Raw genomic sequence first — 26,196 nt, 5'->3', positions numbered from 1 at the left:
CTTCGCGCACTAGAGTGATCAACGTGTCAGAGCACCACGCCCCCCGGTCCCTCATCGTCACCTTCTACGGCGCCTACGGCCGTTTCACACCCGGCCCGGTGCCGGTGGCCGAGTTGATCCGGCTCCTCGCCGCGGTCGGCGTGGACGCGCCCTCGGTGCGTTCGTCGGTGTCCCGGCTCAAGCGCCGCGGACTGCTGGAGCCGGCGCGCACCGCGGTGGGCGCGGCCGGGTACGCGTTGTCGCCGGACGCACGGCAATTGCTCGACGACGGTGACCGCAGGGTGTACGCGACGACACCTCCCGAGGACGGCGGCTGGGTGCTCGCCGTGTTCTCCGTGCCCGAGTCGGAGCGGCAGAAACGGCACGTCCTGCGCTCACGACTGGCCGGGCTCGGCTTCGGCACCGCCGCCCCCGGGGTGTGGATCGGCCCGGCGCGGCTGTACGAGGAGACCCGGCACACCCTCGAACGGCTGCGGCTCGACGGGTACGTGGAGCTGTTCCGGGGCGAGCATCTGGGGTTCGCCGCGACGGCCGACGCGGTGGCGCGCTGGTGGGACCTGACCGCGATCGCCAAGGAGCACGAGGCGTTCCTCGGCCGGCACGCGCGGGTGCTGCACACCTGGGAGGAGCGGACGGACACCCCGCCCGAGGAGGCGTACCGCGACTACCTGCTCGCTCTCGACTCCTGGCGTCATCTCCCCTACACCGACCCGGGGTTGCCCACGGCCCTGCTCCCCGAGGACTGGCCCGGCGCCCGCTCGGCCACCGTCTTCCGGGACCTCCACGAGCGACTGCGGGACGCGGGCGCGGAGTTCGCCGGGGTGCCGCCGTGGCCGGGGCACCCCGACACTCTCACGTACCCAGGGTGAGCCGGGGTTTGGGGGCGTCGGTGCGGCCGGTCTGGGGGCGGCGGCTGCCCGCGCGGTAAGGCATCGGCCAGCCGGCGCCCGGCCCTTCGTAGCCTTGCTCGGCAGCCGCGTGCAGCGTCCAGTTCGGGTCGTACAGGTGCGGTCTGGCGAGCGCGCACAGGTCGGTCCGCCCGGCCAGGATCAGGGAGTTGACGTCGTCCCAGGACGAGATCGCGCCGACCGCGACGACCGGGATCCCGGTCTCGTGGCGGATCCGGTCCGCGTACGGCGTCTGGTAGGAGCGCCCGTACTCGGGGCGCTCGTCCGCGACCACCTGGCCGGTCGACACGTCCACCGCGTCGGCGCCGTGCGCGGCGAAGGCCCGTGCGATCGCCACCGCGTCGTCCCCGGTGGTGCCGCCCTCGGCCCAGTCCGTGGCGGAGATGCGCACGGTCATCGGCCGTTCCGCGGGCCACACCGCCCGGACCGCGTCGAACACTTCGAGCGGGAAGCGCAGTCGCTTCTCCAGCGATCCGCCGTAGGCGTCGGTCCGCAGGTTGGTCAGCGGGGAGAGGAAGCCGGAGAGCAGGTAGCCGTGGGCGCAGTGCAGTTCGAGGAGGTCGAAACCGCAGCGGGCCGCGCGGCCGGCAGCCGCGGTGAACTGCTCGCGCAGATCGGTGAGCTGGGCGCGGGACAGCTCGCGGGGTGTCTGGCCGCCGGGCTTGTACGGGAGCGGGGAGGCGGCCACGAGCGGCCAGTTGCCGTCCGGAAGCGGTTGGTCGATGCCCTCCCACATCAGCCGTGTGGAGCCCTTGCGGCCGGCGTGGCCGAGCTGGAGGCCGATCGCGGTGCCCGGTGCCTGACGGTGCGTGAATTCCACGATCCGCCGCCAGGAGTCGGCCTGCCGGGCGGTGTAGAGGCCCGCGCAGCCGGGTGTGATGCGGCCCTCCGCGCTGACACACACCATCTCGGTCATGACCAGTCCCGCGCCGCCCAGCGCCCGCGCGCCGAGGTGGACGAGATGGAAGTCGCCGGGGACGCCGTCCACGGCCGAGTACATGTCCATCGGTGAGACGACGACCCGGTTCCGCAGGGTCAGGCCGCGCAGCCGGAACGGGGTGAACATGGGCGGGGTGCCGGGCGGACAGCGGAACTCCCGCTCGACCGCGGCCACGAAGCGCGGATCGCGCAGCCGCAGGTTGTCGTGCGTGACGCGGCGGCTGCGGGTGAGGAGGTTGAACGCGAACTGCCGGGTGGGCTGGCCCAGATAGCGGCCGAGGTTCTCGAACCAGTCGAGGCTGGCGCGGGCGGCCCGCTGGGTGGAGGCCACGACCGGTCGCCGCTCCTCCTCGTAGGCCGCCAACGCCGCTTCCAGCGAGGGCTGTTCCTCCAGACAGGCGGTCAGCGCGAGCGCGTCCTCGACGGCGAGCTTCGTGCCGGAGCCGATGGAGAAGTGCGCGGTGTGCGCCGCGTCGCCGAGCAGGACCAGATTGCCGTGCGACCAGCGGTCGTTGACGATCGTGCGGAAGGTCGTCCACGCCGATTTGTTGGCGCGCAGCGGGCGTCCGCCGAGCGCGTCCGCAAAGATCTTGCCGCACCGTTCGATGGACTCCTGCTCGTCGAGGTCCGCGAACCCCGAGGCTTGCCACACCTCTTCGCGCATCTCGACGATGACGGTGGAGGCGTCGGCCGAGTACGGATAGCCGTGGAGCTGCATCACGCCGTGCTCGGTCTCGGCGATCTCGAAGCGGAAGGCGTCGAAGGCGAAGTCGGCGGCGAGCCAGACGTAACGGCAGCGGTGCTCCTCGACGGACGGGCGGAACCACTCCGCGTGGGCCGCGCGCGTTTGGCTGTGCACACCGTCCGCGGCGACGACGAGGTCGTGCGTCGCCATGAGTTCGTCCACGGGCGGGGCCTCGGCCGAGAAGCGCAGGTCGACGCCGAGCGAGCGGCAGCGTTCGTGCAGGATCTCCAGGAGCCGGCGCCGTCCGAGCGCCGCGAAGCCGTGGCCGCCGGAGGTGTGCCGTACTCCGCGGTGCACGATGTCGATGTCGTCCCAGCGGACGAACTCGGCCTGGAGCGCCGCGTACACGACGGGGTCGGCGTGCTCGATGCCGCCGAGGGTCTCGTCGGACAGGACGACACCGAAGCCGAAGGTGTCGTCGGGGGCGTTGCGTTCCCAGACGGTGATCTCGCGGGCCGGGTCGAGGCGTTTGAGGAGGGCCGCGGCGTAGAGTCCGCCGGGGCCACCGCCGATCACCGCGACCCGTGTCGCACCGGCCGTCGCGCGCATCACCGGCTCACCTCCCCTGCCACATCGGGGCCCGCTTCTCGGTGAAGGCGGCGTGGAACTCGGTGTAGTCCTCGCCGTTCATCAGCAGGGCCTGGGTCGCGGCGTCCAGTTCGACGGCGGCCGCGAGCGGCATGTCCAGCTCGGCGGTGAGCAGCGCCTTGGTCTGCGCGTACGCCAGGGCCGGGCCGTCGGCGAGACGGCGGGCCAGCGCCTGGGCGCCCTCGTCGGCGTGCCCCTCGTCGGTGAGTTCGCTGATCAGCCCGATGCGTTCGGCCTCGGGCGCCCGCACCGGTTCGCCGAGCATCAGCAGCCGGGTCGCGTGTCCGAGCCCGACCACACGGGGCAGCAGATAGGCCGCGCCCATGTCGCCGCCGGACAGTCCGACCCGGGTGAAGAGGAAGGCGAAGCGGGCACTCGGGTCGGCCACCCGGAAGTCAGCGGCCAGCGCGAGCACGGCTCCGGCGCCCGCCGCCACGCCGTGCACCGCGGCGATCACCGGGAACGGGCATTCCCGCACGGCCCTGACGACCTGCCCGGTCATCCGGTTGAAGTCGAGGAGCTGGGCGGTGTCCATGGAGAGGGTCGCGCCGATGATCTCGTCGACGTCGCCGCCGGAGCAGAATCCGCGGCCCTCGCCCGCGAGCACGAGGGCGCGCACGGACCGCTCGCGGGACAGCTCGGCGAGCAGGTCGCGCAGGTCGGCGTAGGCACCGAAGGTGAGCGCGTTGAGTTTCTCGGGGCGGGCCAGGGTGACCGTGGCGACGCCGTCGGTGAGCTCGTACCTCAGATGCCGCCAGTCGGCGGTGCGGCCGGCGGAGCCGGTGAAGGGACTCATGGCGGGCGGCCTCCTAGGGCGGGGGCGACGCGAGACGGCTGTCCCACCAAGTTATCACTTATTCGTGACTGTCGTCATGAGCGCGCGATAAAGGATCGCGGCACCCCGGCGCGAGGCGATAGGTGGATCACCGCCCGGGTGCGTGACACGACGTAACAGATTGACTACGAGTCATGAAGCGGGCGCCGCGCACCGCGACACGGCGGTCACAGATCGTGAACGGAGGGCCGCGAGGGGACCGTGGTCCGTCACCGCGTCACGGATCGTCGATAGCCGTGTAACGGCGGGAGCTGACGCGGGAGGGGGACCGTTCGTCCGGGTACACAGTCGGTATCGGACCGAACGTCCCGAAAGGGGGCCTCGCCCCTCCAGGAACACATCGGCCGATGTCCCCAGATAGTCCGCCGAGCGCGTTCACCCGATGGCGCCGTACCATTCCTTAGGTTGTAAGCAGGACAGCCTGCTCCACGAACGGACCCGCCTTGCATGACACCCCAGCACCCGCCTCCTGGCGCATCGCGCTGCCGCACACCGTCGCGGCCGTGCCGGTCGCCCGCGCCCTGGTCCGCACGGCACTCGCGGAACGGGAACACGCGGCCGACAGCGACACCGCCGAGCTGCTCACCGCCGAGCTGGTCGCCAACGCGGTCGAGCACACCGCGGGCGACGGCCCGATAGAGCTGGTCGTCGAGCTGATGCCGACCGGCTGCCGGGTCGAGGTGCACGACCCGGACCCGGTGCCGCCGCTCGATCTGACGCTGCCGCACCCGCCCGGCGAGCCGGACCCCTGGCAGGAGCACGGACGCGGTCTGCTGCTGCTCCGCGCCCTCAGCTCGGCCTGCGGGCACCGCCCGACCGACTCGGGCAAGGCGGTCTGGTTCAGACTCCCCGTGATTCCCGCCCAGCGGCAGCCGGTGCTGTAGCGGCCCGCACGGGACACACGCGTCGCCCGCACGGACGTCACGATGTACGGGCATACAGACCCGCGGGCCTACGGGCTACGGGCTGGGGGGGAGATCAGGCCAGTGTGGCGACCATGATCGCCTTGATGGTGTGCAGCCGGTTCTCGGCCTGGTCGAAGACGACGGAGTGCGCCGACTCGAAGACCTCGTCGGTGACCTCCAGCGAGTCGAGCCCGTAGACCTCGTACAGCTCACGGCCGACCCGGGTGCCGAGGTCATGGAAGGCCGGCAGGCAGTGCAGGAACTTGACGTCCGGGTTCCCGGTGGCGCGCAGTACGTCCATGGTCACGGCGTACGGGACCAGGGCAGCGATGCGTTCGGCCCACACCTCCTTGGGCTCCCCCATGGACACCCAGACGTCGGTGGCCACGAAGTCGGCGCCCCGCACGCCCTCGCCCACCTGCTCGGTGAGGGTGACGCTGCCGCCGCTCTTCGCGGCGAGTTCGCGGGCCTGCGCGACGATCTCGCCGTCCGGCCAGTAGGCCTCGGGGGCCACTATCCGCACGTCCATGCCGAGCAGCGCGCCGGTGATCACGTACGAGTTGCCCATGTTGAAACGGGCGTCACCCAGGTAGGCGAAGGTGATCCCGTCGACCGGCTTGGCGCAGTGCTCGGTCATCGTGAGGACGTCGGCCAGCATCTGGGTGGGGTGCCACGCGTCGGTGAGGCCGTTGTAGACCGGCACTCCCGCATGGGCGGCCAGCTCCTCCACCGCGGACTGGCTGTCGCCGCGGTACTCGATCGCGTCGAACATGCGGCCGAGCACACGGGCGGTGTCCTTCACGGACTCCTTGTGACCGATCTGCGAGCCGACCGGGTCCAGATACGTCGTCGAGGCGCCCTGGTCCGCGGCCGCGACCTCGAACGCGCAGCGGGTACGCGTCGAGGTCTTCTCGAAGATCAGCGCGATGTTCCTGCCCTGGAGATGCCGGGTCTCCGCCCCGGCCCTCTTCGCCGCCTTGAGCCCGGCGGCCAGCTCGACCAGGCCGAGGAACTCCTCCTCCGTGAAGTCCAGCTCCTTGAGGAAGTGACGGCCGGCGAGGGCGGTCGGGACTGTCGCCATGGGGGCGCTCCAGGGATGACGGGGACGAGGACGGGACCGGACGCCTGGAATTCTATACGACACTCGGCATTTCTATGCGGCCTGTCGTTCGACTCCGTGCGGCGGCCCCGCCCGCCGGCCGGGCGCGGGCCGTGCAGGCGCCCGCGCCGGGCCGGTGCGGTCCCTACACGGGGTCCCGGACGACGGGGCAGCTCATGCAGCGGGGGCCACCCCTCCCTCTGCCCAGCTCACTGCCCGGGATCTCGATCACCTCGATGCCCTGCTTGCGCAGATGGGTGTTGGTGGTGGCGTTGCGCTCGTAGGCGATCACGACGCCCGGCTCGACGGCGAGGACGTTGCAGCCGTCGTCCCACTGCTCCCGCTCGGCCGCGTGCACGTCCTGCGTGGCGGTCAGGACCCGGATCTCGTTGAGGCCGAGCGCCGCCGCGATGGCGCGGTGCATGTGCTCCGGGGGGTGGTCGGTGACCTTCAGCTCCTTGTCCCCCACGCCCGGCTCGATGGTGTAGGAGCGGAGCATGCCGAGCCCGGCGTACTGCGTGAAGATGTCGCCGTCCACCATCGTCATCACCGTGTCGAGGTGCATGAGCGCGCGCCGCTTGGGCATGTCGAGCGCCACGATGGTGCGGGCCGAGCCGGCCGCGAACAGCTTGTGGGCGAGCATCTCGACGGCTTGAGGCGTCGTCCGCTCGCTCATGCCGATGAGCACCGCACCGCTGCCGATGACGAGGACGTCGCCGCCCTCGATGGTGGACGGGTAGTCCGCCTGCCCCTCCGACCAGAGGTTGAAGTCCTCGCCGCGGAACAGCGGGTGATGCCGGTAGATCGCCTCGAAGTGCACGGTCTCGCGCTGCCGGGCCGGCCAGCGCATGGCGTTGATGGAGACCCCGTCGTAGATCCAGGCGGAGGTGTCACGGGTGAAGAGGTGGTTGGGCAGCGGCCGCAGGAGGAAGTCGTCCAGGTCCATGACGTGGAAACGCACGGAGGTGGGTTCCGCGTGCGCGTCCAGGAACTCGCGCTTGGTCATGCCGCCGACGAGCACGGACGCCAGTTCCGGTGCGGGCATGGCCTCGAAGGCGGCGCGGAGATGATCGGTGGCGAGCGGACCGTACTCCTTCTCGTCGAAGACCCGGTCCAGGACGAGCGACCTGGCCTCCCCGATGGCCACGGTCTCGGTGAGCAGGTCGCCGAAGAGGTGGACGGTGACCCCACGGTCGCGCAGCACGTCGGCGAACCCGTCGTGTTCCGCGCGCGCCCGGCGCACCCACAGCACGTCGTCGAAGAGGAGCGCGTCCTTGTTGCTGGGGGTGAGCCTTTTGAGCTCGAGATCGGGCCGGTGCAGGATGACGCGGCGCAGCCGCCCGGCCTCGGAGTCGACATGGAATCCCATGCCTCCATCCTGACCATCCGGACGCCTGTTCACCCGTGGATCGCCCGAGCCGCACCGCATTCATTTCGTCCCCTTGACGATAAGCCCGCTCCTTCGTTATCGTCTGCATGACGACAACGAAGAACGTGGAGCCGCCGGGACCGCCCGGCGGCGAGGGGGTACACATGGCCGACATCAAGCGACGCCTCGGCTGGCGCCATCTGCGCGGGGCGCCCACCGCCCATGTCCGGCACCACCGGTCGGGACAGCTGGTCCACGACGGCCCCGGACTCAGCTTCTGGTACCGCTCACTGACCGCGGCGCTCTCCGAAGTCCCCGTCGACGACCGCGAGTTGGCCATGACCTTCCATGCCCGTACGTCCGACTTCCAGGACGTCGCGGTGCAGGCGACCGTCACCTACCGGATCAGCGACCCCGCGGTCGCGGCCGCTCGCATCGACTTCTCCATAGACCCCGACTCCGGCGCCTGGCGCGGCACCCCGCTGGAGCAGCTCGGCTCGCTGCTGACCGAGACGGCCCAGCAGCACGCGCTCGACGTGCTCGCCCGTACGTCACTGGCGTCCGCCCTGGTCGACGGCGTCGCGGCGGTGCGGGAGCGGATCTCGGACGGCCTCGCCGCCGAGCCCCGGCTGCCCGCCACCGGCATCGAGGTGGTCGCGGTGCGGGTCGTCGCGCTGCGCCCGGAGCCCGAGGTGGAACGGGCGCTGCGCACCCCCGCCCGCGAGCAGATCCAGCAGGACGCGGACAAGGCCACGTACGAGCGCCGGGCTGTCGCGGTCGAGCGGGAGCGGGCCATCGCCGAGAACGAACTCGCCAGCCGGATCGAACTCGCGCGACGCGAGGAGCAGTTGGTCGACCAGCAGGGCACGAACGCCCGCCGTGAGGCGGAGGAGCACGCGGCGGCGGACGCGGTGCGCGCCGGGGCGGAGGCGGCCCGCACGGTCCGGCTGGCCGAGGCGGAGGCCACCCGGTCGCTGCGGCTCGCCGAGGCGGAGGCCACACGCAAGGTGCGGCTCGCGGGGGCCGAGGCGCAGGCGGAGCGCGAGGTCGGCGCGGCGCGGGCCGAGGCGCAGGCTGCCTGGCTGCGGGTCCACGGCGACGTGGACGTCGCCACGCTGCACGCGCTGACCGGGACCCGGCTCGCGGAGAACCTGCCGCGGATCGAGAACCTCACCGTCTCGCCCGACGTCCTCACCGGGCTGCTCGCCAAGCTGGGCAACGGGGACGCCGGGGACCGGGCGTGAGTCTCGCGCCCCGGGTCGTCCTCGTCCACCGGACCACCGAGTACGAGGAGTTGACGACCCGGCACGGCACGCACGGGCAGGCGGCGTTCTTCCTGTCCTCGCGCGGCCGGGACATCGCGGAGGTCGCCGAGCGGCACCGGCGGACCCGCGAGGCGTTGTCCGCGGTCGTGGCGGCCATTCCGCTGACCTGGCGTCAGGCGCGCGTGGAGCGGGCCGACCTGGACCGTTTCCTGTTCGCGCCGGAGGACGTGGTGGTCGTGGTCGGCCAGGACGGGCTGGTCGCGAACGTCGCCAAGTACCTGGAGGGGCAGCCGGTGGTGGGCATCGACGCCGACCCCGGACGCAATCCGGGCGTGCTGGTGCGGCACCGGCCCGGGGACACGGGTGCGCTGCTCGCCTCGGCGCAGGGGGGCAGCGCCGACGAGCTGACCATGGTCGAGGCGGTCGCGGACGACACGCAGCGGCTGGTCGCGCTCAACGAGATCTATCTGGGAGCCGCGGGCCATCAGACCGTCCGCTATCGGCTGGGGCTCGACGAGTACGGGGGTGCCGTCGAGCCCCAGGCGTCCTCCGGGGTGCTGGTGGGGACCGGGACCGGGGCCACCGGGTGGCTCCGCTCGGTGTGGCAGGAGCGGGGGGAGCGGGTTCCGCTGCCGGGGCCTACGGACGAGCGCCTGCTCTGGTTCGTCCGCGAGGCCTGGCCGTCGCCGGCCACGGGGACCTCGCTCGTGGGCGGCGAGCTCACCGGGGCCGGGCGGCTGTCCCTCACGGTGGAGTCGGACCGGCTCATCGTGTTCGGGGACGGGATGGAGGGGGACGCGGTGGAGCTTGTCTGGGGGCAGACGGTGCACGTGGGGGTGGCCGGGGTTCGGCTGCGCCTCGTCGGCTGAGGTTCGCTTCGCTCCCTCGCCGCCCGGCTGCGCCGAACCCCGCCGGGCCCCGTCGCCCTGGACCGGGCTCCCCCCGAGCGGGGTTCATTGCGTCCGCCCCGGTGGGTGCTCGGATCGGCTGCGGGCCCGGTGGGGGCTGGGCGCGCAGTTCCTCGCGCCCCTGACGGGGCTCCCCCGACCGGGACACAGCGCCCCGCCCGATGGAGGCACGGTTCGACCGCCTGACCGGTGGGGGTCGGGCGCGCAGTTCCCCGCGCCCCCCGAGGCGCCTCCACCGGGCCGGCGGTTACCGGTCCCGGTGGTGCTCGGTTCGGCTGCGGGCCCGGTGGGGGCTGGGCGCGCAGTTCCCCGCGCCCCTGACGGGGCTCCCCCGACCGGGACACAGGGGCCCGCCCCTGACACCGGGTCGGGGTCAGGAGGGTGGGTCCGCTACAGGCGGGGGTCCACCGGTTCGGATTCCAGGGACAGGACTCCGAAGACCGCCTCGTGCACGCGCCACAGGGGCTCGCCCTCGGCCAGGCGGTCCAGCGCTTCGAGGCCGAGCGCGTACTCGCGGATGGCCAGGGACCGCTTGTGGTTGAGGAAGCGGCCGCGCAGCCGGGCGAGGTTCTCCGGGCGGGTGTACTCCGGACCGTAGATGATCCGCAGGTACTCGCGGCCCCGGCACTTGATGCCCGGCTGCACCAGGCGCCCCTGCCCGGTGCGCACAACGGCTCCGACCGGCTTCACGACCATGCCCTCGCCGCCGCGGCCGGTCATCTCCAGCCACCAGTCGACCCCGGCCCGCACCGACTCCGGGTCACCGGTGTCGACGAAGAGCCGCCGGGTGGTGTGCAGCAGCCCGCTCCCGTCGTTCTCCACGAGCCGGTCGATCAGGGCGAGTTGCTCGTCGTGCGGCAGCCCAGCGAGGCTCCGGCCCTGGACGGCCAGGATCTGGAAGGGTGCGAGGCGGACACCTTCGAGGCCGTCCGTGGTCCAGCAGTAGCGGCGGTACGCGTCCGTGAACGCCTGTGCGTCCGCGGCCCGTTCACGCTGGCGTGCCAGCAGGTCCGTGACGTCGACGCCTCGCGCCGCCGCCCCTTCGAGCGCGCTCAGCGCTCCCGGGAACACCGCTCCGGACGCGGCGCCGACAGCCGCGTACTGACTGCGCAGCAGCCCGGACGCCTTCAGCGACCACGGCATCAGCTCGGCGTCCAGGAGCACCCAGTCGGTGCCCAGTTCCTCCCACAGCCCGGCCTCGGTCGCGGCGGCGCGCACCCGGCCGAGGATCTCCTCGGTGACGGAGGCGTCGTCGAAGAAGGGCCGCCCGGTACGGGTGTACAGCGACCCGGTGGGGCCGTCGACGCCGAACCGCTCGCGGGCCACGGCCGCGTCCCGGCAGACCAGGGCCACCGCCCGCGACCCCATGTGCTTCTCCTCGCACACGACCCGCTCGACCCCGTCCTCCCGGAACTGGGCGAAGGCCTCGGCAGGGTGCTCCAGGTAGCCCTCCAGGTGGGAGGTCGCGGTCGGCGCCATGGTCGGCGGGAGGTACGGGAGCAGCCGGGGGTCCACCGCGAAACGGCTCATGACCTCCAGCGCGGCCGCCGCGTTCTCCTCGCGGACGGCCACCCGTCCGGCGTGCCGGGTCTCGACGGCCCTGCGGCCGTGCACGTCCGCGAGGTCCAGCGGACGGCCCTCGTGACCGCCCGGCGCCTCGGTGGCCAGCGGCTTGGCCGGCTCGTACCAGACCCGCTCGGCGGGTACGTCGACGAGCTCGCGCTCCGGCCAGCGCAGCGCGCTGAGCTTGCCGCCGAACACGGCACCGGTGTCCAGGCAGATGGTGTTGTTGAGCCAGGTGGCCGTGGGGACCGGGGTGTGTCCGTACACCACCGCCGCGCGGCCCCGGTAGTCCTCCGCCCACGGATAGCGCACGGGCAGCCCGAACGCGTCGGTCTCCCCCGTCGTGTCGCCGTACAGCGCGTGCGAGCGCACCCGGCCCGAGGTGCGGCCGTGGTACTTCTCGGGCAGACCGGCGTGGCAGACGACGAGGCGTCCGCCGTCGAGGACGTAGTGACTGACCAGCCCGTCGACGAACTCGCGTACCGTGGCGCGGAATTCCTCGCTCTCCGCGTCCAGCTGCTCGATGGTCTCGGCGAGTCCGTGCGTGTGCTGGACCTGGCGGCCCTTGAGATAGCGGCCGAGCTTGTTCTCGTGGTTGCCGGGCACGCACAGGGCGTTGCCGGAACCGACCATGGACATCACGCGGCGCAGCACGCCGGGCGAGTCCGGGCCGCGGTCGACGAGGTCGCCCACGAAGACGGCCGTACGGCCCTCGGGGTGCACGCCGTCGACGTAGCCGAGCTTGCCGAGCAGGCTCTCCAGTTCCGAGGCGCAGCCGTGGATGTCGCCCACGATGTCGAAGGGGCCGGTGAGGTGGGTCAGGTCGTTGAAGCGCTTCTCGGTGACCACCGACGCGTTCTCGATGTCCGCCACCCCGCGCAGGACGTGCACCTTGCGGAACCCCTCGCGCTCCAGGGAGCGCAGCGAGCGCCGCAGTTCGCGGATGTGGCGCTGGATGACGCGGCGCGGCATCTCGGCTCGGTCGGTGCGCGCCGCGTTGCGTTCGGCGCAGACCTCCTCGGGCACGTCGAGCACGATGGCGATGGGCAGTACGTCGTACTTCTTGGCGAGTTCGATGAGCTGGCGGCGGCTGTCCTGCTGGACGCTGGTGGCGTCGACGACGGTCCGGCGGCCGGACGCGAGCCGCTTGCCGGCGATGTAGTGCAGGACGTCGAAGGCGTCGCCGCTGGCGCTCTGGTCGTTCTCGTCGTCGGCGACCAGGCCCCGGCAGAAGTCACTGGAGATGACCTCCGTCGGCTTGAAGTGCCGCCGGGCGAAGGTGGATTTGCCGGAACCCGAGGCGCCGACGAGCACCACGAGGGAGAGGTCGGTGACGGGCAGGACACGCCCCTGGTCGGTGTGCTCGCTCATGCGGCCTTCTCCTCCTTCGCGTTCGGGGTGCCGGTCGTGCCGGTCGTGCTCGTGGCCAGGGTGAAGACGGCCATCTGGGTGGGCGGGCCGACCTCGGGGTCGTCGAGGCCGACAGGGGTGAACTCCACGTCGTAGCCGTGCCGCCCGGCGACCTGGCGGGCCCAGGAGCGGAACTCCTCGCGGGTCCACTCGAATCGGTGGTCGCCGTGCCGGGAGTGGCCGGCGGGCAGGGTCTCCCAGCGGACGTTGTACTCGACGTTCGGGGTCGTCACGAGGACGGTCCGCGGGCGGGCGGAGCCGAACACCGCGTATTCCAGGGCGGGCAACCGGGGCAGGTCGAGGTGCTCGATCACCTCGCTGAGCACAGCGGCGTCGTAGCCCTTGAGCCGGCGGTCGGTGTAGGCGAGCGAGCCCTGGAGGAGCCGGACGCGCGCGGCCTGCCGCTCGCCCATGCGGTCCAGCTTGAGGCGGCGCGAGGCGATCGTGAGCGCGCGTATGGACACGTCGACCCCGACGATCTCGGTGAACCGGACGTCCTTGAGCAGGGCGTGCACCAACTGGCCCTGTCCGCAGCCGAGATCGAGGACGCGGCTCGCGCCTGACGCGTGCAGCGCGGCGAGGATCGCGTCCCGGCGCTGCACGGCGAGCGGTACCGGCTTCTCCTCGGTGTCGGTCTCCTCGTCGACGGCGTTGTCGATCTCCTCGACCGCGATGTCGTCGGTCTCGGCGAGCCGGGCGAGTTCGAGCCGCTCCATGGCCTCCCGGGTCAGCGACCAGCGCCGGGAGAGATAGCGGCTGGTGATCAGCTTCTGCTCGGGGTGGCCGGGCAGCCAGCCCTCACCGGCCCGCAGCAGCTTGTCGACCTCGTCGGACGACACCCAGTAGTGCTTGGCGTCATCGAGGACCGGGAGCAGCACGTACAGGTGCCGCAGGGCCTCGGCGAGCGTCAGCCCCTCCGCCGCCAGCTCCAGGCGTACGTAGCGGGAGTCGCCCCACTCCGGGAAGCGCTCGTCGAGCGGCACCGGCTCGGCCGTCACCGTCCAGCCCAGCGGTTCGAAGAGCCCCCGGACGAGGCCTGCGCCACCGCGTGCGGGCAGCGCGGGCACCTCGACGCGCAGCGGTCTGGTCTCGGCCGGCAGCTCGGGCCGGGCGGTGCACTGGCCCTTCATCGCGGTGGAGAACACGGCGCTGAGCGCCACGGCGAGCAGCGAGGACGCGGCGTACGGACGGTCGTTGACGTACTGCGCGAGCGCCGCGTCGGGGGCGCCGCCGCGCCCCTTCCCCTTGCCCCGCCGAACCAGCGCCACCGGGTCGACCTCCAGGAGCAGGGCGGCCGTGCACCGCTCGGCCGTCGCCTCGGGGTACAGCACATGCGCGGTTCCGTACGAGGTCGAGAACTTCTGCGCGTTGTCGGGATGCTTGTGCAGCAGAAAGCCGAGGTCGGTCGCGGGCCGCTCTGGGGTACCGGTGGTACTGATCGTCAGGAACACGGTGTGTCTGCCTCGAAACGTCTTCTGAGCCGTGGACCCGCGGACCGCCCGGCCGGTGCGCGGCGCGCACAGGCCGGACGCCGGGGAACCACGGCGTGGGCGAGCACGCCTCGTCCGTCGCCGCTCCCGGCTCCGCCGCGGCCCCCGTAGCCCGTGGCCACGCCACGCCGCGGCCGTCCGCAGGGGCGACGCCTGTCCTCGGCGCGCCCCCACAACGTACAGCGGACACCCCAGGTGGACCCGGGGTTTTTCGCCGCGCGCGGAGGGTGCGACCGGGGTCAGCCGGAGGTCTCGGGCCCGTGGCGCCGGGCGTCGTCCCCGCCGTTCACGCCCGCCGCGGTGAGCAGGGCGGCGGCGGTCGCGAGGGCGAGGCCGTCGAGGCCCCGGCCCTGCATGACGGCCCGGACGCCCGATCCGTCGAAGGTGACGGTCAGTTGGCGCGCGAGGAGCTCGGGGTCCCCGGCTCCGCCGCGCTCCGCCTCCCGCCGGAAGAACGCGGTCAGCGCGTCCTTGCTGTTGCGGGCCACCAGGCTCGCGGGGTGATCAGGTGCCTTCAGCTCGGCGGTCACGGCCACGAAGGGGCAGCCGTGGTAGTCCGGGCGCGCGGCCATCTCCTCCAGGCGTTCGAAGACGTGCAGGACGCGATCACGCGGCGGCCGGTCGTCGTCGGGGGGCAGCAGGAACGCCAGGTACGCGGGCGCGCTGCGCTCCAGGCTCGCCGCCAGGACGTCGTCCTTGCTGTCGAAGAGCTGGTACATCGAGCGCTTGGACACCCCGGCCACCCGGCACAGCGCCTCGACACCGACGCCGACGCCCTCGCGGTAGAAGAGCTCGGCCGCGGCGTCGAGCAGTCGCTCGCGGGTCGGTGAACCGGCGGTCGCGGTCGAGGGCGCCTGTGTCATGAGCCCAGCTTACGTTCTCCGCTTGCCTCGCGGAAACCGATCGGTTTACAGTGCGGAGGGCGACGAAAACCGATCGGTTTACGATAGACGCGGCACGGTGGACGACACCGTCACCACCCTTCGGCCGCTCCGTTTCCCCGCTTTCGGAAGCAGCCCTCCAGAGGAGAAGCTCATGACCAGCATCGACGGCTCCGTGGCACTCGTGACGGGCGGCAGCCGCGGCATCGGCAAGGCCTTCGTGGACGCCCTCTACGAACGCGGCGCCAGGAAGGTCTACGCGACGGCCCGCGACCCGCGGACCGTCACGCACCCCGACGCGGTGCCGCTCGCCCTGGAGGTCACCGACCCCGCGTCGGTCGCGGCCGCCGCCGCGCGGGCCCAGGACGTCACCCTCCTGATCAACAACGCGGGCTCGACGGCCCCCACGTCCTTCCTGGACTCCTCCGTCGAGGACATACGGCGCGAGTTCGACATCAACTTCTTCGGGCCGCTCCTCACCACCAGGGCCTTCGTCCCGGTCCTGGAGCGCAACGGCGACGGCCACATCCTCACCGTCCACTCGGTGCTGTCGTGGGTCACGGTGCCCGGCGCCGACGGCTACAGCGCCGCCAAGGCCGCCCTGTGGTCCCAGAGCAACGCCCTGCGGCTGGAGCTCCAGCCCCGCGGCATCAAGGTCACCGGGCTGCACGTCGGCTACGTCGACACGGATCTGACCGCGAGCCTCGACGTACCCAAGGTCACCCCGGGCAGTGTCGCCGGGCAGGCGCTCGACGGGATCGAGTGGAACGCCCACGAGGTCCTCGCGGACGCGCTCACCCGCCAGGTCAAGGCCGGCCTCTCCGGCGAGCTGAGCACCCTGTACCCCCAGCTCTCCGGGGAGCCGCGGTAGCCCGGCGCGGACCTCGCCTCCGGGCCGCCCCGCCCCCGGCGGACCCGGCGGGCGAGGACGCACGGCGACAGGGAGGATGCGCCAGCGGTTCGGCACAGGACGCCAGTTGCGACCGGTGCATGATGAACGCATGGATCTTCGAGTCTTCACAGAACCGCAGCAAGGCGCGACCTACGAGACGCTGCTCCGCGTCGCCAAGGCCGCCGAAGACCTTCATTACGGAGCCTTCTTCCGCTCTGATCACTATGTGCACATGGGATCCGTCGACGGCCTCCCCGGCCCCACCGACGCGTGGATCACCCTGGCCGGCATCGCCCGCGAGACGAGCCGTATCCGCCTGGGTACGTTGATGACCGCCGGAACCTTTCGCCTCCCCGGCGTCCTCGCCATCCAGGTCGCCCAGGTCGACCAGATGTCGGGCGGCCGGGTCGAACTCGGCCTGGGCGCCGGCTGGTACGAGGCCGAGCACATGGCGTACGGCATTCCGTTCCCGAAGGAGAAGTTCGGCCGGCTGGAGGAGCAACTGGCCGTCGTCACCGGGCTGTGGGACACGCCGGTCGGCGAGCGGTTCACCTTCGACGGGACGTATTACCAGCTCAAGGACTCGCCCGCGCTGCCCAAGCCCGCGCAGTCGAAGGTGCCCGTCCTGATCGGCGGCCACGGTGCCAGGCGGACCCCCGCCCTCGCGGCGCGCTTCGCCGACGAGTTCAACATCCCCTTCGCCTCGGTATCCGACTCGCAGGCGCAGTTCGGGCGGGTGCGCGCGGCTCTGCGGGAGGCCGGGCGCGAGACCGGCGAACTCGTCTACTCCAACGCCCTGGTGGCGTGTGTCGGCCGCACCGACAGCGAGGTGAGGCGACGGGCGGACGCCATCGGCCGCGATGTCGACGAGCTGAAGGCCAACGGGCTCGCGGGTTCCCCGGCGGAGGTCGTCGAACGGATCGCCGCGTATCAGGCGGTCGGTTCGCAGCGGATGTACCTCCAGATGCTGGACCTCACCGACCTGGACCACCTGGACCTCATCGCCTCCGAGGTGGCACCCCAGCTCGGCTGACCGGCCGGCCGGCGCGAGCGGTTCCGGTCGGGTGACCCGCCATGACCGGGGCCGGTCCGGCAAGGAGAAGGGGCGGCGCCGGACCGCGCGCCGACGGGGGCGGCACGGGCCTTCACGGGTGCGGTACCTACCCCGCGGCCGCATCCCGCTCGACCACGCGTTTCTCGTCCCGGACCGCGAGACGCCTCAGCATTTCCAGGACGCGGTCCCGGGACTCGTCCGCCGCGTCGATCGCCTCCATGCACTGCCAGTACGTTCCCTCGTCGTCCGCCCGGCAGGCGATGCCGACCAGGGCTATGCCGACCTCGGCGAGGAGGCCGCCGAGACAGAGCAGCGCCTCGCGCGCGTCACCCAGCTCCGTGAGCTGGGCGGCCCGTAAGACACCGACTCCGAGGGCGTGGTCGCCGAGCACTCCGCAGCCGCGACCCGCCAGCTCGGTCAACCCCAGGGCCTCGCCCCGGAGTTCAGGGGGTCCGGACACGGCGAGGCGGCTGCCGATCGCCTGTGCCAGGGAATGCGCCTGCCACGCCTCCGCCATGACCTCCGGAGTCTCACCGCTCTCCGCCAGGGCACGTCTGCTCGCCGCGATGAGCCGCACCGCTTCCATGCGCTGCCCCCGTCTGTCCGACGCGCTCTCGCACGTCCACCCGAACTCCCTTGTTCACTACCCAGAGTGAAGACCCTTGAGACGAAAAACCAGAGGAAGCCCGAAATCTGCGGACACGGAATCGCATCGGAAGGATTCAACGACTACGGAGAGTGCTGGATTCCGTTTCGCGTGGCAGGTGACGGCCGGCCCGTCAGGGCTTCTCCGGCACCGGGAACCGCCGCTCGTTCCGGTCGATCTTCGCGTCGAGGGCCGCGAGCGGATCGATGCCCAGCACCTCGCAGAACTGGAGCAGATACGCGAGGACGTCCGCGACCTCGTCGGTGACGCGGTGCGCGGTGTCCGCGTCCCCCATCACGCGGACCGATTCGTCGGGCGTCAACCACTGGAAGATCTCCAGGAGTTCGGACGCCTCCACGCTCAGGGCGGCGACCAGGTTCTTGGGGGTGTGATACGGCTGCCAGTTCCGTGCGGCCGCGAACTCGGCCAGTCTGCGCTGCAGCGTCGCTACATCCAGTTCACTCACGGCGTCAGGTCTATCACCTCGCTCCAGCCGGCCGGACGGCGTCAGGACCTCCACCGCGCAGCGCCCGGCTTCGCTCACGACGGGGTGGCCACCGCGCCGGGCCTCCCGCACGTCAGGTCCCCCACCGCGCCTCGCCTGGCTGCCCTCAACGACAGCTCCGTCACCGCGCGCCGCCTTCGTTCACGACGGCTCCGCCACCGCGCCTGGCACCCTCACGACGTCAGGTCCACCACCGTGACCCCGGCCGTGCCGAGCGCGTGCGTCCCGTCGGTGACCGCGCCCAGCAGCCGGATGTGTCCCCGTTCGCACATCCGCGCCGCCAGCCGAACCAGTTCCCCGGCCTGCCGGGCGTCCATCCCCCGGCCGAAGCCGTCGGCCAGAACCGTCAGCGACTGGAAGGCGGCCGGCACCTCGCCCGCCGGGTCGACCTCCAGGACGCCGGGCCCGGTGAGCAGCACGAGGGCGAGCGCGAGATACCTCAACTCGCCGTCCCCGAGCAGCCCCAGCGGCGTACGGACGCCGTCGCCGCGGTCGAGGAGCGCCTGGACCGTGCCGTCGCCGAGCACCTCGGCCAGAACGTCCGTGACCGGTCCGGCGCATCCGGCGCGGACCGCCGTGACCAGGTGGGCGTACCGGTGGACGCACTCCGACCTGGTGCGCCACAGCACGTCGGCGAGGTTGCCGCAGCCCGGCAGCAGCCGCCCCGAGCCGAGCGGAACGGGGGCCCGCATGGAGGCCGGGTCCGGATCACAGACATAGACGGACCGCAGCGCGAGCACCATCTGCTCGGCCGCGGCCAGGACATGGCGCTCGCCGTCGGTGCGGCCCGCGACCCGCAGAGGCAGCAGCGCGGTGCCGAGGCGGTCGTCGGGGAGCGGGACCCGCGTCACCGACGAGGATCCACCGGTGTGCCAGGCCGCCTGCACGAACGGGCGGCCCGGGTCGCGCAGCGCCGTCTCCAGGAGGGTCCGCCCGCCCGCCGACAACCGCTCCCCCACGATGCGCAGTTCGGGTTCGGCCTGGACGGCGACGTCGAGCCGGACCGGGCCTTCGGGCCCGTCGACCGTGCAGCCGATACGGAAGCCCCGGCGGTGCTGGGCGTCGGGCCGGGACCGCTCGGGCACACAGGCGACCGGGTCCGGGAACACCTCGGGGAGCCCGGCACCGGCGCCGAGCCGCGCCAGCGCCTCGTAGGCCCTGAGGACGGCCGTCTTGCCGCTGCCGCTGGGGCCGGCGACAAGGGTGAGCGGTCCGAGCGGGAACCGGACGCGGCGGTGGGTGGCGAAGGCGGCGAGCCGCAGTTCGGTGACGCCGGGACGGACCGGGCGCGTCTCCACCGCCGTGGGGGCTTCCGGCAAGGACAGAGTCATATGCGGACCGTAGGCCTCCGCGCGGAGGCGAACCGTTACACCCGGGAGACCTTCCTACGATCGGGGGACGAAGCCCCCGGCCCCGCGGCCGGGATTCCCCCGCGACCACCCGTCCGGCATCCCGTCGGGCCCCTCGGACCCGCCGCACCCGCCGCACCGTGGCCGCACAGCGCCCCGCGAGGCCGGAGCCGTCAGAGACCCGGGACGCCGACCCCCTCCATCAGCCCCCGTACCTCGGTCCCCGGGGGCGTCAGCAGGAAGACGTTCCGGTCGACCCGGTGCATGCCGCTGGCCAGGCCGAAGACCACACCCGTACTGAAGTCCAGGACCCGCTTGGCGACCTCGGTCTCCGCGCTCGTCAGGTCGAGGAGCACCGGGACGCCGGACATGAGCGTCTCTGCGACGTCACGGGCGTCCGCGAAGACGTTCACCCGCAGGACCACGAAGCGTCGCCGCGTCTCGGTCTCGGCCTCGGGGATCGACCGGTGCCGCACCGCGGACGGCCAGGCGTCGCGGCCGCGCAACGGAACGACCTGGGCGAGCCCTTCCCACTGTTCATCGGTGACGTCGTGGCCGGTCATCGATCCACCCCGTCCTGGCTCGCACTCGTTGTCTGCACCGGGCAATTCTTACGCATGGTCACCCGTTCGGCCCAACAGCGACACGATCCGCGACCCGGACCGGGAGCCGACGCGTGCGGCAAGCTACGCATATACGCCCGTATCCATCACGCATCCCAGCGAGTGAGGCCTCCCCATGAGCCTGAGCATCCGCAACCAACTCCCCGGCACCGTCACATCCGTCACCCCCGGTGAGGTGATGGCGACGGTGAAGGTCCGGCTCGACGCCGGACAGGAGATCACCGCGGCCGTCACCCTGGAGGCCGTACGGGAACTCGGCCTGACGTCGGGCTCCGCCGTGCGGGCCCTGGTCAAATCCACCGAGGTCTCCCTCGCGACCGGGCCGGTGGACGGGCTGAGCATCCGCAACCGACTGCCGGGCACGGTCACCGACGTCGCCTCAGGCGGCGCCATGGCCCGCGTCAAGGTCCGGGTCGCGGGCGGCGAACTGACCTCGGCGATCACCGAGGACGCGGTCTCCGACCTGGGTCTCACCGCCGGTTCCGAGGTCGTCGCGCTCATCAAGTCCACCGAGGTGGCGCTGGCCAGGGTCTGACGGGTCGGCGTGCTCTTACTGGCCTCACACCGGACTCTTCACGTCCCGTCGCACCTCGCTCACCTGCGACAACTAGCTTATGGGGCCGTGTACTCGGCAGAAATCACGCCACCGCCCGTCCGCCGGCAGGTCCCGACGAAGGTCTCGCCCGGCGAGGCGGTCGCGCGCTGGAATCCGGACGAGACCCCCGCGCAGTGGCACCGCGTCCTGACCCTCCTGGCCGACATCAGCCTGTTCATCGGCACGCGCCCGCTGTGGGCGCAGGCCGCGAGCCACCGGCTCCTCGTGGCCGCGATCGTCTCGCTCTGCTACGCCTCGATCCTGGCGACGGGCGTACTGGCCCTCGTGGTGCGCCGGGGCCGCTCGCTGGCGCGGCTCGACCTCGTCGTCCTCGTGACCGCGGTGACGCTCGTAGTGTGCGGACTGGTCATGAACCACCGGGGCAGCGACGAGTCCGTCCTCACCGCCCGGGCCGCCCACGAGTTCCTCGCCGGCCACCAGGTGTACGGCCGTCCCTGGCCCTGGCTCTTCGGCCACGGCGTCGCCCTCACCGCGACGATGAACGGCGGTTACGACTTCACGTACGGCTATCCGCCGCTCGCGCCGATGCTCACCGCGCCGCTGCTGTGGGTGGGCCACGGTCCGGCAGCCGCCACGCTGGTCGGCACCGGGGCCGTGATCGCGGGCGCGGTCGTCATGTGGCGGTTGCTGCCGGTGCCGTGGCGGTCCGCCGCGACCCTGGCCTGCCTCGGATTCGGACTGCTGCCGACGTACGCGCGGCTCGGCTACCCGGCGATCCTCGCCTGCGCCCTGCTCATCCCGGTGGTGGTGGGCTGGACACGGATGGGCGGCGGCGGACGCGGCGACCTCGCGCGGGCCGTCTGCCTCGGGGCGGCCTGCGCGGCCCAGCAACTCCCCTGGTTCCTCACGCCGTTCCTGCTGGGCGGGGTGTACGCGCTGCGCCGCGGCGACCTGGGCGCGCGGGCGGCGGCCAGGGCGGTGGGCCGGATCGCCGGCACGGCCGCCGCCACCTGGCTGCTGATCAACTCGTATTTCATCGTGAGCGAGCCGCGCGCCTGGCTCTCCGGGATCGCCCTGCCCCTCACCCAGGACGCGGACGTCCACGGACAGGGCCTGGTCGGCATCTCGCTGTACCTGACCGACGGCAGCGACCGCCTCGCCTGGTACGCGCACGCGAGCCTGCTGCTGGCGGCGGGCCTGCTGGCCCTGTTCGTGCTGTTCGTACGGCGGCTGGGGCCGGCCGCGACGGTGCTGCCCTGGTGCGCGTTCTACGCGGCCACCCGCTCGCAGGACGGCTACTACCTGCTGATGACGCCGTTGTGGGTGGCCGCCGCGATCACCGCGCCCTGGCAGTCCTTCCGGACCGCGTGGCAGCCCCGGCCCGCCTTCCTGCGCGGTCCGCACCCGCGTGGGGCCCGGGTGGCCGCCGTCGTCCTGCTGCTGGCCCCGTCGGCGGCGGCGGTGAGCCTGGCGGCCACCGGGTCACCGCCACTGCGCATGCGGGTCACCGAGGCGCGCCGAGCCGCCCGGACCCTGACCGGACTCACGGTCGGCGTCACCAACCTCGGTACCGCGGCGCTGAGTCCGCATTTCACGCTGACCACGGGCCAGGGCATGAGCCGCTACTGGTCGGTGACCTCGGGACCCTCCACCCTGGCCGGCCACACCTTCGGCCGTTACGAACTCCGCCCACCCGACGGCAGGTTCACGCTTCCCCGTGCCGGAGTACGCGTACGTCTGCGAGCCGTCTCGGCAGCGCCCATGACCCTGTCGAGCACGGACCTCCACATGCCGGCGACCCGCCCCTGAGCACTGCGCCCGGTTCCCTCCCTCGCCCCGTCCACCGTCTGGTGCCGACGACGCGGACGTGCTGAAATGACCCCTCGCCCGATTCCCTGGGACGGTGATACCCATGCCGGAGCCGCCGGATCTCCCACACGGCGCGGACCTCTCACCGCGCGCGGATCCCTGGCACCGGGCGGACTTCTCGCACCGCGAAGGCGTCGCGTTCGTCACGGGCGGCACCGGGGGCATCGGCGCGGAGGTCGTTCGGATCCTCGCCGAGCGGGGCAGTGACGTGGTGTTCACGTATCGCTCCAGCCGGACGGCCGCCGACACGCTCGCCGCGGAGATCGCGCGGGAGTCCCCGGACCCGGCCCGCCGAGTACGGGCGCTGCGGCTCGACTTGGGCGAGGAGCGGGCCGTCGCCGCGGCCGTCTCGGAGACGGCCGCGGAGCTCGGCGGACTGCACACCCTCGTCCACGCGGCGGGCCCGCAGGTGCCGATGGTGCATCTGAGCAAGGTCACGCCGAGCGAGTTCCGAGCCCAACTCGACGCGGACGCGGGCACGTTCTTCAACCTGGTGCATCCCGCGCTGCCCCTGCTCAGGGAGAGCCGGGGCAGCGTCGTCGCCGTCACCACCGTGGCCACGCGCCGGTTCCCGGTGCGCGACGGACTCTCCTCGGGGCCGAAGGGGGCGGTCGAGGCGGTCGCCCGCGCCCTGGCCGCCGAGGAAGGCCGCTACGGCGTCCGGGTGAACTGTGTCGGACCCGGCATGCTGACCGAGGGCAACGCGGCCCGGCTCATCGGTTCCGGCGAACTCGACGACACGGCACTGGAGATCACGCGCCGCAACACCCCGCTGCGCCGCTTCGGCACCGCGCGGGACGTGGCCGAGGCCGTCGCGTTCCTGGCCTCGGACCGCGCGGGCTTCATCACCGGGCAGGCGCTGGGGGTGGACGGGGGATACAGCGTCTGAACGCCTGAGGCAGCGTCAGAAGCCCTCACCCTGAGACCTGTCCGGCCGATGACGTCGAAGACGCGGGGCCGCCGGGCGCTGTCCGTACCGGGCCCGCCAGGTGCCGTCAGCGCCGGGCGCGCCCGTGCCGTCAGAGCCCGGGCCCACCAACTGCCGTCGACATCACCCGTCGTGCTCGGCCGGACAGGTCCTAGCCGATCTCGACCACGCGGGCCCAGGCCGGCGGCGCGTCCGGTACGTAGTCGGGATCGTCCTCGTCGCAGGAGCCGCCCCCTCGTGGGAAGAGGCCCACGACCGTCCGGCACGGGGGCCGCGATTCCGGCCAGGGAGTCTGTCCGTCCGTCAGGACCACGACGACGTCGGGGCGTGGCCGCGCCCGGAGCGCCGCGGTGAATCCCGAGCGCAGATCGGTGCCGCCGCCGCCCAGCAGTGGAATGCCCTCGGCCCGGCACAGGGGGTGCGCGACCCCGGCCGCCGCGTCGCACGAGACCACGGTGACCAGGTCGCGGCGGCCGCCCACGGCCCGGGAGATCGCGGAGACCTCCAGAAGGGCGCTGCCCAGTTCCGCGTCGCTGACCGACCCGGAGGTGTCGATGACCACCGAGACCCGCGGCGGTCTGCGACGCAGGCTCGGCAGGACGGCACCGGGCACGGAGGCCGAGCGCCGCGCCGGCCGGCCGTAGGTGTAGTCCTCCCCCGCGCCGGGCCCCGAGGCCGCGGAGCGGACCGCGGCCCCCAGCAACTCCCGCCACGGCTGCGGAGGATGGAAGGCGTCCTCGGCCCACCGTTCCCATCCCGCGGGGCTCTTCCCGGGGCGGGCCTTGATGCCCTGCGCGACCCGGAACCGGACGGCGTCGCGTTCCTGTGCGCTGAGGCCGTGCGCTCCGTCCGGTCCGAGGTCCCACTCCCGCTCGCGTCCGTCGGCGCCGCTGCCGCAGTCCAGCCAGGCCATGGCCTCCGTACGCGGCCCGAGCCGGAACTGGCGCAGATAGTCCTCCATTAGCTCGCCCGGCGGCAGGTTCAGAAGCTGCGGCATGACCGCGCCCTCGGGCCGGACGAGCCCTGTCCCGAACGCGTCGTCGTTGATCTCGCAGTCGGCGGCGATGTTCATCCGCAGCCGCTCAGCGGGGCCGGTGAGTCCGTGTCGGCGGGCGAACCGCTCGCTGCGGCCGTGGTGGTCGCGCAGCAGGTGCGACACCTCGTGCACCCAGACACCGGCGAGGTCCTCCACGGGTGTGCGGTCCACGAACCCGGGCGAGACATAACACCGCCAGTGCCGGTCGACGGCCATCGTCGGCACCCGTCGCGACGCGACGGTGTGCAGGGCGAAGAGTGCCGTCGCCAGATAGGGGCGGGCCCGCGCCGCGTGCAGCCGGGCGGCGTAGAGCTTCTCCAGGTCCAGAACGCCTGGTGCTGTCGCCGTCATCGTCGTGCCCCGGCGGCGACCGCGACGCGGGCCGCCGCGTCGTCCGCCCGCCGGGAGAGGGCCACCGCTCCGGCCAGCCGCTCGATGGACTCCGGGACGTCCCAGTCCTCCTGGCGCAGCGTCGCGAGGGTGGTCGCGGGAACGACCACGAGGTCCGGGGCGCCGGTGTCCAGCGCCCGTACGAGCAGTGCCCAGGCGGCGTCCCAGCGGGCCCTGTCGGGCCGCTTGCGGACCGCGGCCACCACGCCGTCGAGGACGGCCTGGCGCAGGTCACCCCGCTCGGGCAGGACGGCACCCGCCGGGTCGGCGAGCAGGGTCTCGGGGTCGGGCAGGTCCATGCGGTCCACGCTCGCCAGCAGTTCCAGTCCCAGGCCGTCGCCCACGGCGCCTCTGGCCAGCAGGGAGAGCACTTCCCGTGAGGAACCGGCCGCGTGCGCGAAGGCGACGAGTCGCACGGTCGTCTCCCAGCTCCGGGGCGAGGGCCAGGCGCCGCCCCGGCGCGCTTCGCCGCTGGGCAGCCGGTGGACGAGTCCGGGGCGGGCGGCGAGGAGTCCGCACACCGCGCGGCGGGCGAAGTCCACGGCCTCCGGGAGCCGGTGCGGGTCGAGCCGTGGCAGGGTCGCACGGGGCCAGGTGCCACCGAGCCCGCGTACGACGACGTCGTGGTCGTGGGCCCACTGGAGATGGACGAACCGGTTGGCGAGCGGCGGGCTCAGTTCCCAGCCGTCGGCCGCCGAGGAGCGCGGGTCCGCCGCGGCCACGATCCGTACGCCGGGAGGCAGTTGAAGGGTTCCGATGCGCCGTTCCAGGACGAGGCGCAGCAGGGCGGCCTGAACCGCCGGGGGCGCGGTGGACAGTTCGTCCAGGAACAGCAGACCGCGGCCGGCACGTACGAGTCGCACCGCCCAGTCCGGCGGGGCCATGGGCACGCCCTGCTCGGCGGGGTCGTCGCCGAGGACGGGCAGCCCCGAGAAGTCGGACGGCTCGTGGACGCTGGCGATCACCGTGGTCAGGGGCAGGTCGAGGGACTCGGCGAGCTGGGTCAGGGCCGCGGTCTTGCCGATCCCCGGTTCACCCCACAGGAGTACGGGCAGGTCGGCGGCGACGGCGAGGGTCAGTGCCTCCAGCCGGCTGTCGGGACGGGGTTCGGTTCCGGTGTCACGGAGCAGAGCCGACAGGGCGTCGGCCACGTCGAGTTGGGTGACGCCGGGCGGGTCCACGGGGGTGACAGCGGCGTCGGGGCGGACGGTGGGGTCCGGGGCGGCGAAGGCGTCGGCTGCGATGCGGGCGTGGGCCTCGAATCCGGCTTCGACTGCGGCCTCGGCTTTGGCTCCGGCTTTGGCTCCGGCCTCGGCTTCGGCTTCGGCTTTGGCTTCGGCGAGCGGGGTGCTTGTGGGCATGTTTGATCACCTTTGGGTTCGTGAACGAGCCGCCTGGGCACGGGGCTTGGCCCCGGAGGCGGTCAACTGGCCTTCAGTGGGC

22 protein-coding genes are annotated in these 26,196 nt (G+C 72.7%); 9 read left to right on the top strand and 13 right to left on the bottom strand.

The features are described from left to right. The first annotated feature begins 14 nt into the window (after positions 1-14). Positions 15-869 carry a PaaX family transcriptional regulator C-terminal domain-containing protein gene (locus ACF07B_RS30585; protein WP_392181340.1) on the top strand — a complete coding sequence of 285 codons (855 nt, stop codon included), beginning with the start codon at positions 15-17 and terminating at the stop codon, positions 867-869. Here ACF07B_RS30585 and ACF07B_RS30580 read toward each other — a convergent pair. Then, positions 853-3,141 carry a bifunctional salicylyl-CoA 5-hydroxylase/oxidoreductase gene (locus ACF07B_RS30580; protein ID WP_392181339.1) on the bottom strand — a complete coding sequence of 763 codons (2,289 nt, stop codon included), beginning with the start codon at positions 3,139-3,141 and terminating at the stop codon, positions 853-855. The two genes, ACF07B_RS30585 and ACF07B_RS30580, sit on opposite strands and share 17 nt — an antisense overlap. A gap of 7 nt (positions 3,142-3,148) precedes the next feature. Further along, positions 3,149-3,976 (bottom strand): enoyl-CoA hydratase family protein, encoded by an 828-nt coding sequence (locus ACF07B_RS30575; RefSeq protein ID WP_392181338.1) that lies wholly within the window; start codon positions 3,974-3,976, stop codon positions 3,149-3,151. A gap of 482 nt (positions 3,977-4,458) precedes the next feature. Between ACF07B_RS30575 and ACF07B_RS30570 the strand changes: the two genes are divergently transcribed. Continuing rightward, positions 4,459-4,899, top strand: coding sequence for an ATP-binding protein (locus ACF07B_RS30570; RefSeq protein ID WP_369479607.1), 441 nt, complete (start codon positions 4,459-4,461; stop codon positions 4,897-4,899). A gap of 94 nt (positions 4,900-4,993) precedes the next feature. On the opposite strand, the gene argF is transcribed toward ACF07B_RS30570, so the two are convergent. Next, positions 4,994-6,001 (bottom strand): ornithine carbamoyltransferase, encoded by a 1,008-nt coding sequence (gene argF, locus ACF07B_RS30565; protein ID WP_392181337.1) that lies wholly within the window; start codon positions 5,999-6,001, stop codon positions 4,994-4,996. Positions 6,002-6,164: 163 nt separating this feature from the next. Beyond that, a complete protein-coding gene (locus tag ACF07B_RS30560) occupies positions 6,165-7,388 on the bottom strand; it encodes an arginine deiminase (RefSeq protein ID WP_369479605.1) in 1,224 nt (407 codons plus the stop codon). A 164-nt stretch (positions 7,389-7,552) separates the two neighbouring features. Between ACF07B_RS30560 and ACF07B_RS30555 the strand changes: the two genes are divergently transcribed. Beyond that, entirely contained in the window at positions 7,553-8,632 is a 1,080-nt protein-coding gene (locus ACF07B_RS30555; protein ID WP_392181380.1) for an SPFH domain-containing protein, read from the top strand. After that, positions 8,629-9,522: a hypothetical protein gene (locus ACF07B_RS30550; RefSeq protein ID WP_392181336.1), complete on the top strand. Its 894-nt coding sequence runs from the start codon at positions 8,629-8,631 to the stop codon at positions 9,520-9,522. Before ACF07B_RS30555 ends, ACF07B_RS30550 begins: the two co-directional genes overlap by 4 nt. A 429-nt stretch (positions 9,523-9,951) precedes the next feature. Here the strand turns inward: ACF07B_RS30550 and ACF07B_RS30545 are convergent, their stop codons facing one another. From ACF07B_RS30545 to ACF07B_RS30535, 3 genes are all read right to left on the bottom strand, one after another. Then, positions 9,952-12,495 (bottom strand): polynucleotide kinase-phosphatase, encoded by a 2,544-nt coding sequence (locus ACF07B_RS30545; RefSeq protein WP_392181335.1) that lies wholly within the window; start codon positions 12,493-12,495, stop codon positions 9,952-9,954. Beyond that, positions 12,492-13,985 (bottom strand): 3' terminal RNA ribose 2'-O-methyltransferase Hen1, encoded by a 1,494-nt coding sequence (locus tag ACF07B_RS30540; RefSeq protein ID WP_392181334.1) that lies wholly within the window; start codon positions 13,983-13,985, stop codon positions 12,492-12,494. The genes ACF07B_RS30545 and ACF07B_RS30540 overlap by 4 nt, the downstream gene beginning before the upstream one ends. 278 nt (positions 13,986-14,263) lie before the next feature. Continuing rightward, positions 14,264-14,887 (bottom strand): TetR/AcrR family transcriptional regulator, encoded by a 624-nt coding sequence (locus ACF07B_RS30535; RefSeq protein ID WP_392181333.1) that lies wholly within the window; start codon positions 14,885-14,887, stop codon positions 14,264-14,266. Between the two features lie 172 nt (positions 14,888-15,059). Between ACF07B_RS30535 and ACF07B_RS30530 the strand changes: the two genes are divergently transcribed. Both ACF07B_RS30530 and ACF07B_RS30525 read left to right on the top strand, forming a co-directional pair. Further along, the gene (locus ACF07B_RS30530; protein ID WP_392181332.1) at positions 15,060-15,776 is read left to right on the top strand and encodes an SDR family oxidoreductase; all 717 of its coding nucleotides are present in this window, start codon (positions 15,060-15,062) and stop codon (positions 15,774-15,776) included. Between the two features lie 130 nt (positions 15,777-15,906). Beyond that, positions 15,907-16,830: an LLM class F420-dependent oxidoreductase gene (locus tag ACF07B_RS30525; protein WP_392181331.1), complete on the top strand. Its 924-nt coding sequence runs from the start codon at positions 15,907-15,909 to the stop codon at positions 16,828-16,830. Between the two features lie 127 nt (positions 16,831-16,957). On the opposite strand, the gene ACF07B_RS30520 is transcribed toward ACF07B_RS30525, so the two are convergent. The 4 genes from ACF07B_RS30520 to ACF07B_RS30505 all read right to left on the bottom strand — a co-directional run bounded on the left by ACF07B_RS30520 (position 16,958) and on the right by ACF07B_RS30505 (position 19,914). Beyond that, the gene (locus ACF07B_RS30520) at positions 16,958-17,437 is read right to left on the bottom strand and encodes a DUF6099 family protein (protein ID WP_392181330.1); all 480 of its coding nucleotides are present in this window, start codon (positions 17,435-17,437) and stop codon (positions 16,958-16,960) included. A gap of 193 nt (positions 17,438-17,630) precedes the next feature. Continuing rightward, positions 17,631-17,963, bottom strand: a complete 333-nt coding sequence (locus ACF07B_RS30515; protein WP_369479597.1) for a nucleotide pyrophosphohydrolase — start codon at positions 17,961-17,963, stop codon at positions 17,631-17,633. A gap of 212 nt (positions 17,964-18,175) precedes the next feature. Further along, positions 18,176-19,333, bottom strand: a complete 1,158-nt coding sequence (locus ACF07B_RS30510) for an AAA family ATPase (protein ID WP_392181329.1) — start codon at positions 19,331-19,333, stop codon at positions 18,176-18,178. 191 nt (positions 19,334-19,524) lie between these two features. After that, positions 19,525-19,914 (bottom strand): cell division protein SepF, encoded by a 390-nt coding sequence (locus tag ACF07B_RS30505; protein ID WP_369479595.1) that lies wholly within the window; start codon positions 19,912-19,914, stop codon positions 19,525-19,527. A gap of 175 nt (positions 19,915-20,089) precedes the next feature. Between ACF07B_RS30505 and ACF07B_RS30500 the strand changes: the two genes are divergently transcribed. From ACF07B_RS30500 to ACF07B_RS30490, 3 genes are all read left to right on the top strand, one after another. Next, positions 20,090-20,509, top strand: a complete 420-nt coding sequence (locus tag ACF07B_RS30500) for a molybdopterin-binding protein (RefSeq protein ID WP_392181328.1) — start codon at positions 20,090-20,092, stop codon at positions 20,507-20,509. 207 nt (positions 20,510-20,716) lie between these two features. Beyond that, positions 20,717-22,339, top strand: coding sequence for a hypothetical protein (locus ACF07B_RS30495; RefSeq protein WP_392181379.1), 1,623 nt, complete (start codon positions 20,717-20,719; stop codon positions 22,337-22,339). A gap of 103 nt (positions 22,340-22,442) precedes the next feature. Beyond that, on the top strand, positions 22,443-23,288 hold the full coding sequence (locus tag ACF07B_RS30490; RefSeq protein ID WP_392181327.1) for an SDR family NAD(P)-dependent oxidoreductase: 846 nt from the start codon (positions 22,443-22,445) through the stop codon (positions 23,286-23,288). A gap of 190 nt (positions 23,289-23,478) precedes the next feature. Here the strand turns inward: ACF07B_RS30490 and ACF07B_RS30485 are convergent, their stop codons facing one another. Beyond that, positions 23,479-24,714 carry a VWA-like domain-containing protein gene (locus ACF07B_RS30485; RefSeq protein ID WP_392181326.1) on the bottom strand — a complete coding sequence of 412 codons (1,236 nt, stop codon included), beginning with the start codon at positions 24,712-24,714 and terminating at the stop codon, positions 23,479-23,481. Next, positions 24,711-26,114: an AAA family ATPase gene (locus tag ACF07B_RS30480; protein ID WP_392181325.1), complete on the bottom strand. Its 1,404-nt coding sequence runs from the start codon at positions 26,112-26,114 to the stop codon at positions 24,711-24,713. Before ACF07B_RS30480 ends, ACF07B_RS30485 begins: the two co-directional genes overlap by 4 nt. Positions 26,115-26,196: the final 82 nt, after the last annotated feature.

It is taken from the genome of Streptomyces sp. NPDC015532 (assembly GCF_043078065.1).
GTDB lineage: Bacteria > Actinomycetota > Actinomycetes > Streptomycetales > Streptomycetaceae > Streptomyces.
This window is presented reverse-complemented; position numbering and strand designations above follow the sequence as displayed.

What these genes read in the sequence shown, in the direction of transcription:
- argF (WP_392181337.1), bottom strand. Translation starts at nt 6,001, where the DNA reads ATGGCGACAGTCCCGACCGCCCTCGCCGGCCGTCACTTCCTCAAGGAG.
- ACF07B_RS30555 (WP_392181380.1), top strand. Translation starts at nt 7,553, where the DNA reads ATGGCCGACATCAAGCGACGCCTCGGCTGGCGCCATCTGCGCGGGGCG.
- ACF07B_RS30505 (WP_369479595.1), bottom strand. Translation starts at nt 19,914, where the DNA reads ATGACCGGCCACGACGTCACCGATGAACAGTGGGAAGGGCTCGCCCAG.
- ACF07B_RS30480 (WP_392181325.1), bottom strand. Translation starts at nt 26,114, where the DNA reads ATGCCCACAAGCACCCCGCTCGCCGAAGCCAAAGCCGAAGCCGAAGCC.
- ACF07B_RS30485 (WP_392181326.1), bottom strand. Translation starts at nt 24,714, where the DNA reads ATGACGGCGACAGCACCAGGCGTTCTGGACCTGGAGAAGCTCTACGCC.
- ACF07B_RS30520 (WP_392181330.1), bottom strand. Translation starts at nt 17,437, where the DNA reads ATGGAAGCGGTGCGGCTCATCGCGGCGAGCAGACGTGCCCTGGCGGAG.
- ACF07B_RS30560 (WP_369479605.1), bottom strand. Translation starts at nt 7,388, where the DNA reads ATGGGATTCCATGTCGACTCCGAGGCCGGGCGGCTGCGCCGCGTCATC.
- ACF07B_RS30500 (WP_392181328.1), top strand. Translation starts at nt 20,090, where the DNA reads ATGAGCCTGAGCATCCGCAACCAACTCCCCGGCACCGTCACATCCGTC.
- ACF07B_RS30535 (WP_392181333.1), bottom strand. Translation starts at nt 14,887, where the DNA reads ATGACACAGGCGCCCTCGACCGCGACCGCCGGTTCACCGACCCGCGAG.
- ACF07B_RS30510 (WP_392181329.1), bottom strand. Translation starts at nt 19,333, where the DNA reads ATGACTCTGTCCTTGCCGGAAGCCCCCACGGCGGTGGAGACGCGCCCG.
- ACF07B_RS30530 (WP_392181332.1), top strand. Translation starts at nt 15,060, where the DNA reads ATGACCAGCATCGACGGCTCCGTGGCACTCGTGACGGGCGGCAGCCGC.
- ACF07B_RS30525 (WP_392181331.1), top strand. Translation starts at nt 15,907, where the DNA reads ATGGATCTTCGAGTCTTCACAGAACCGCAGCAAGGCGCGACCTACGAG.
- ACF07B_RS30490 (WP_392181327.1), top strand. Translation starts at nt 22,443, where the DNA reads ATGCCGGAGCCGCCGGATCTCCCACACGGCGCGGACCTCTCACCGCGC.
- ACF07B_RS30575 (WP_392181338.1), bottom strand. Translation starts at nt 3,976, where the DNA reads ATGAGTCCCTTCACCGGCTCCGCCGGCCGCACCGCCGACTGGCGGCAT.
- ACF07B_RS30545 (WP_392181335.1), bottom strand. Translation starts at nt 12,495, where the DNA reads ATGAGCGAGCACACCGACCAGGGGCGTGTCCTGCCCGTCACCGACCTC.
- ACF07B_RS30580 (WP_392181339.1), bottom strand. Translation starts at nt 3,141, where the DNA reads ATGCGCGCGACGGCCGGTGCGACACGGGTCGCGGTGATCGGCGGTGGC.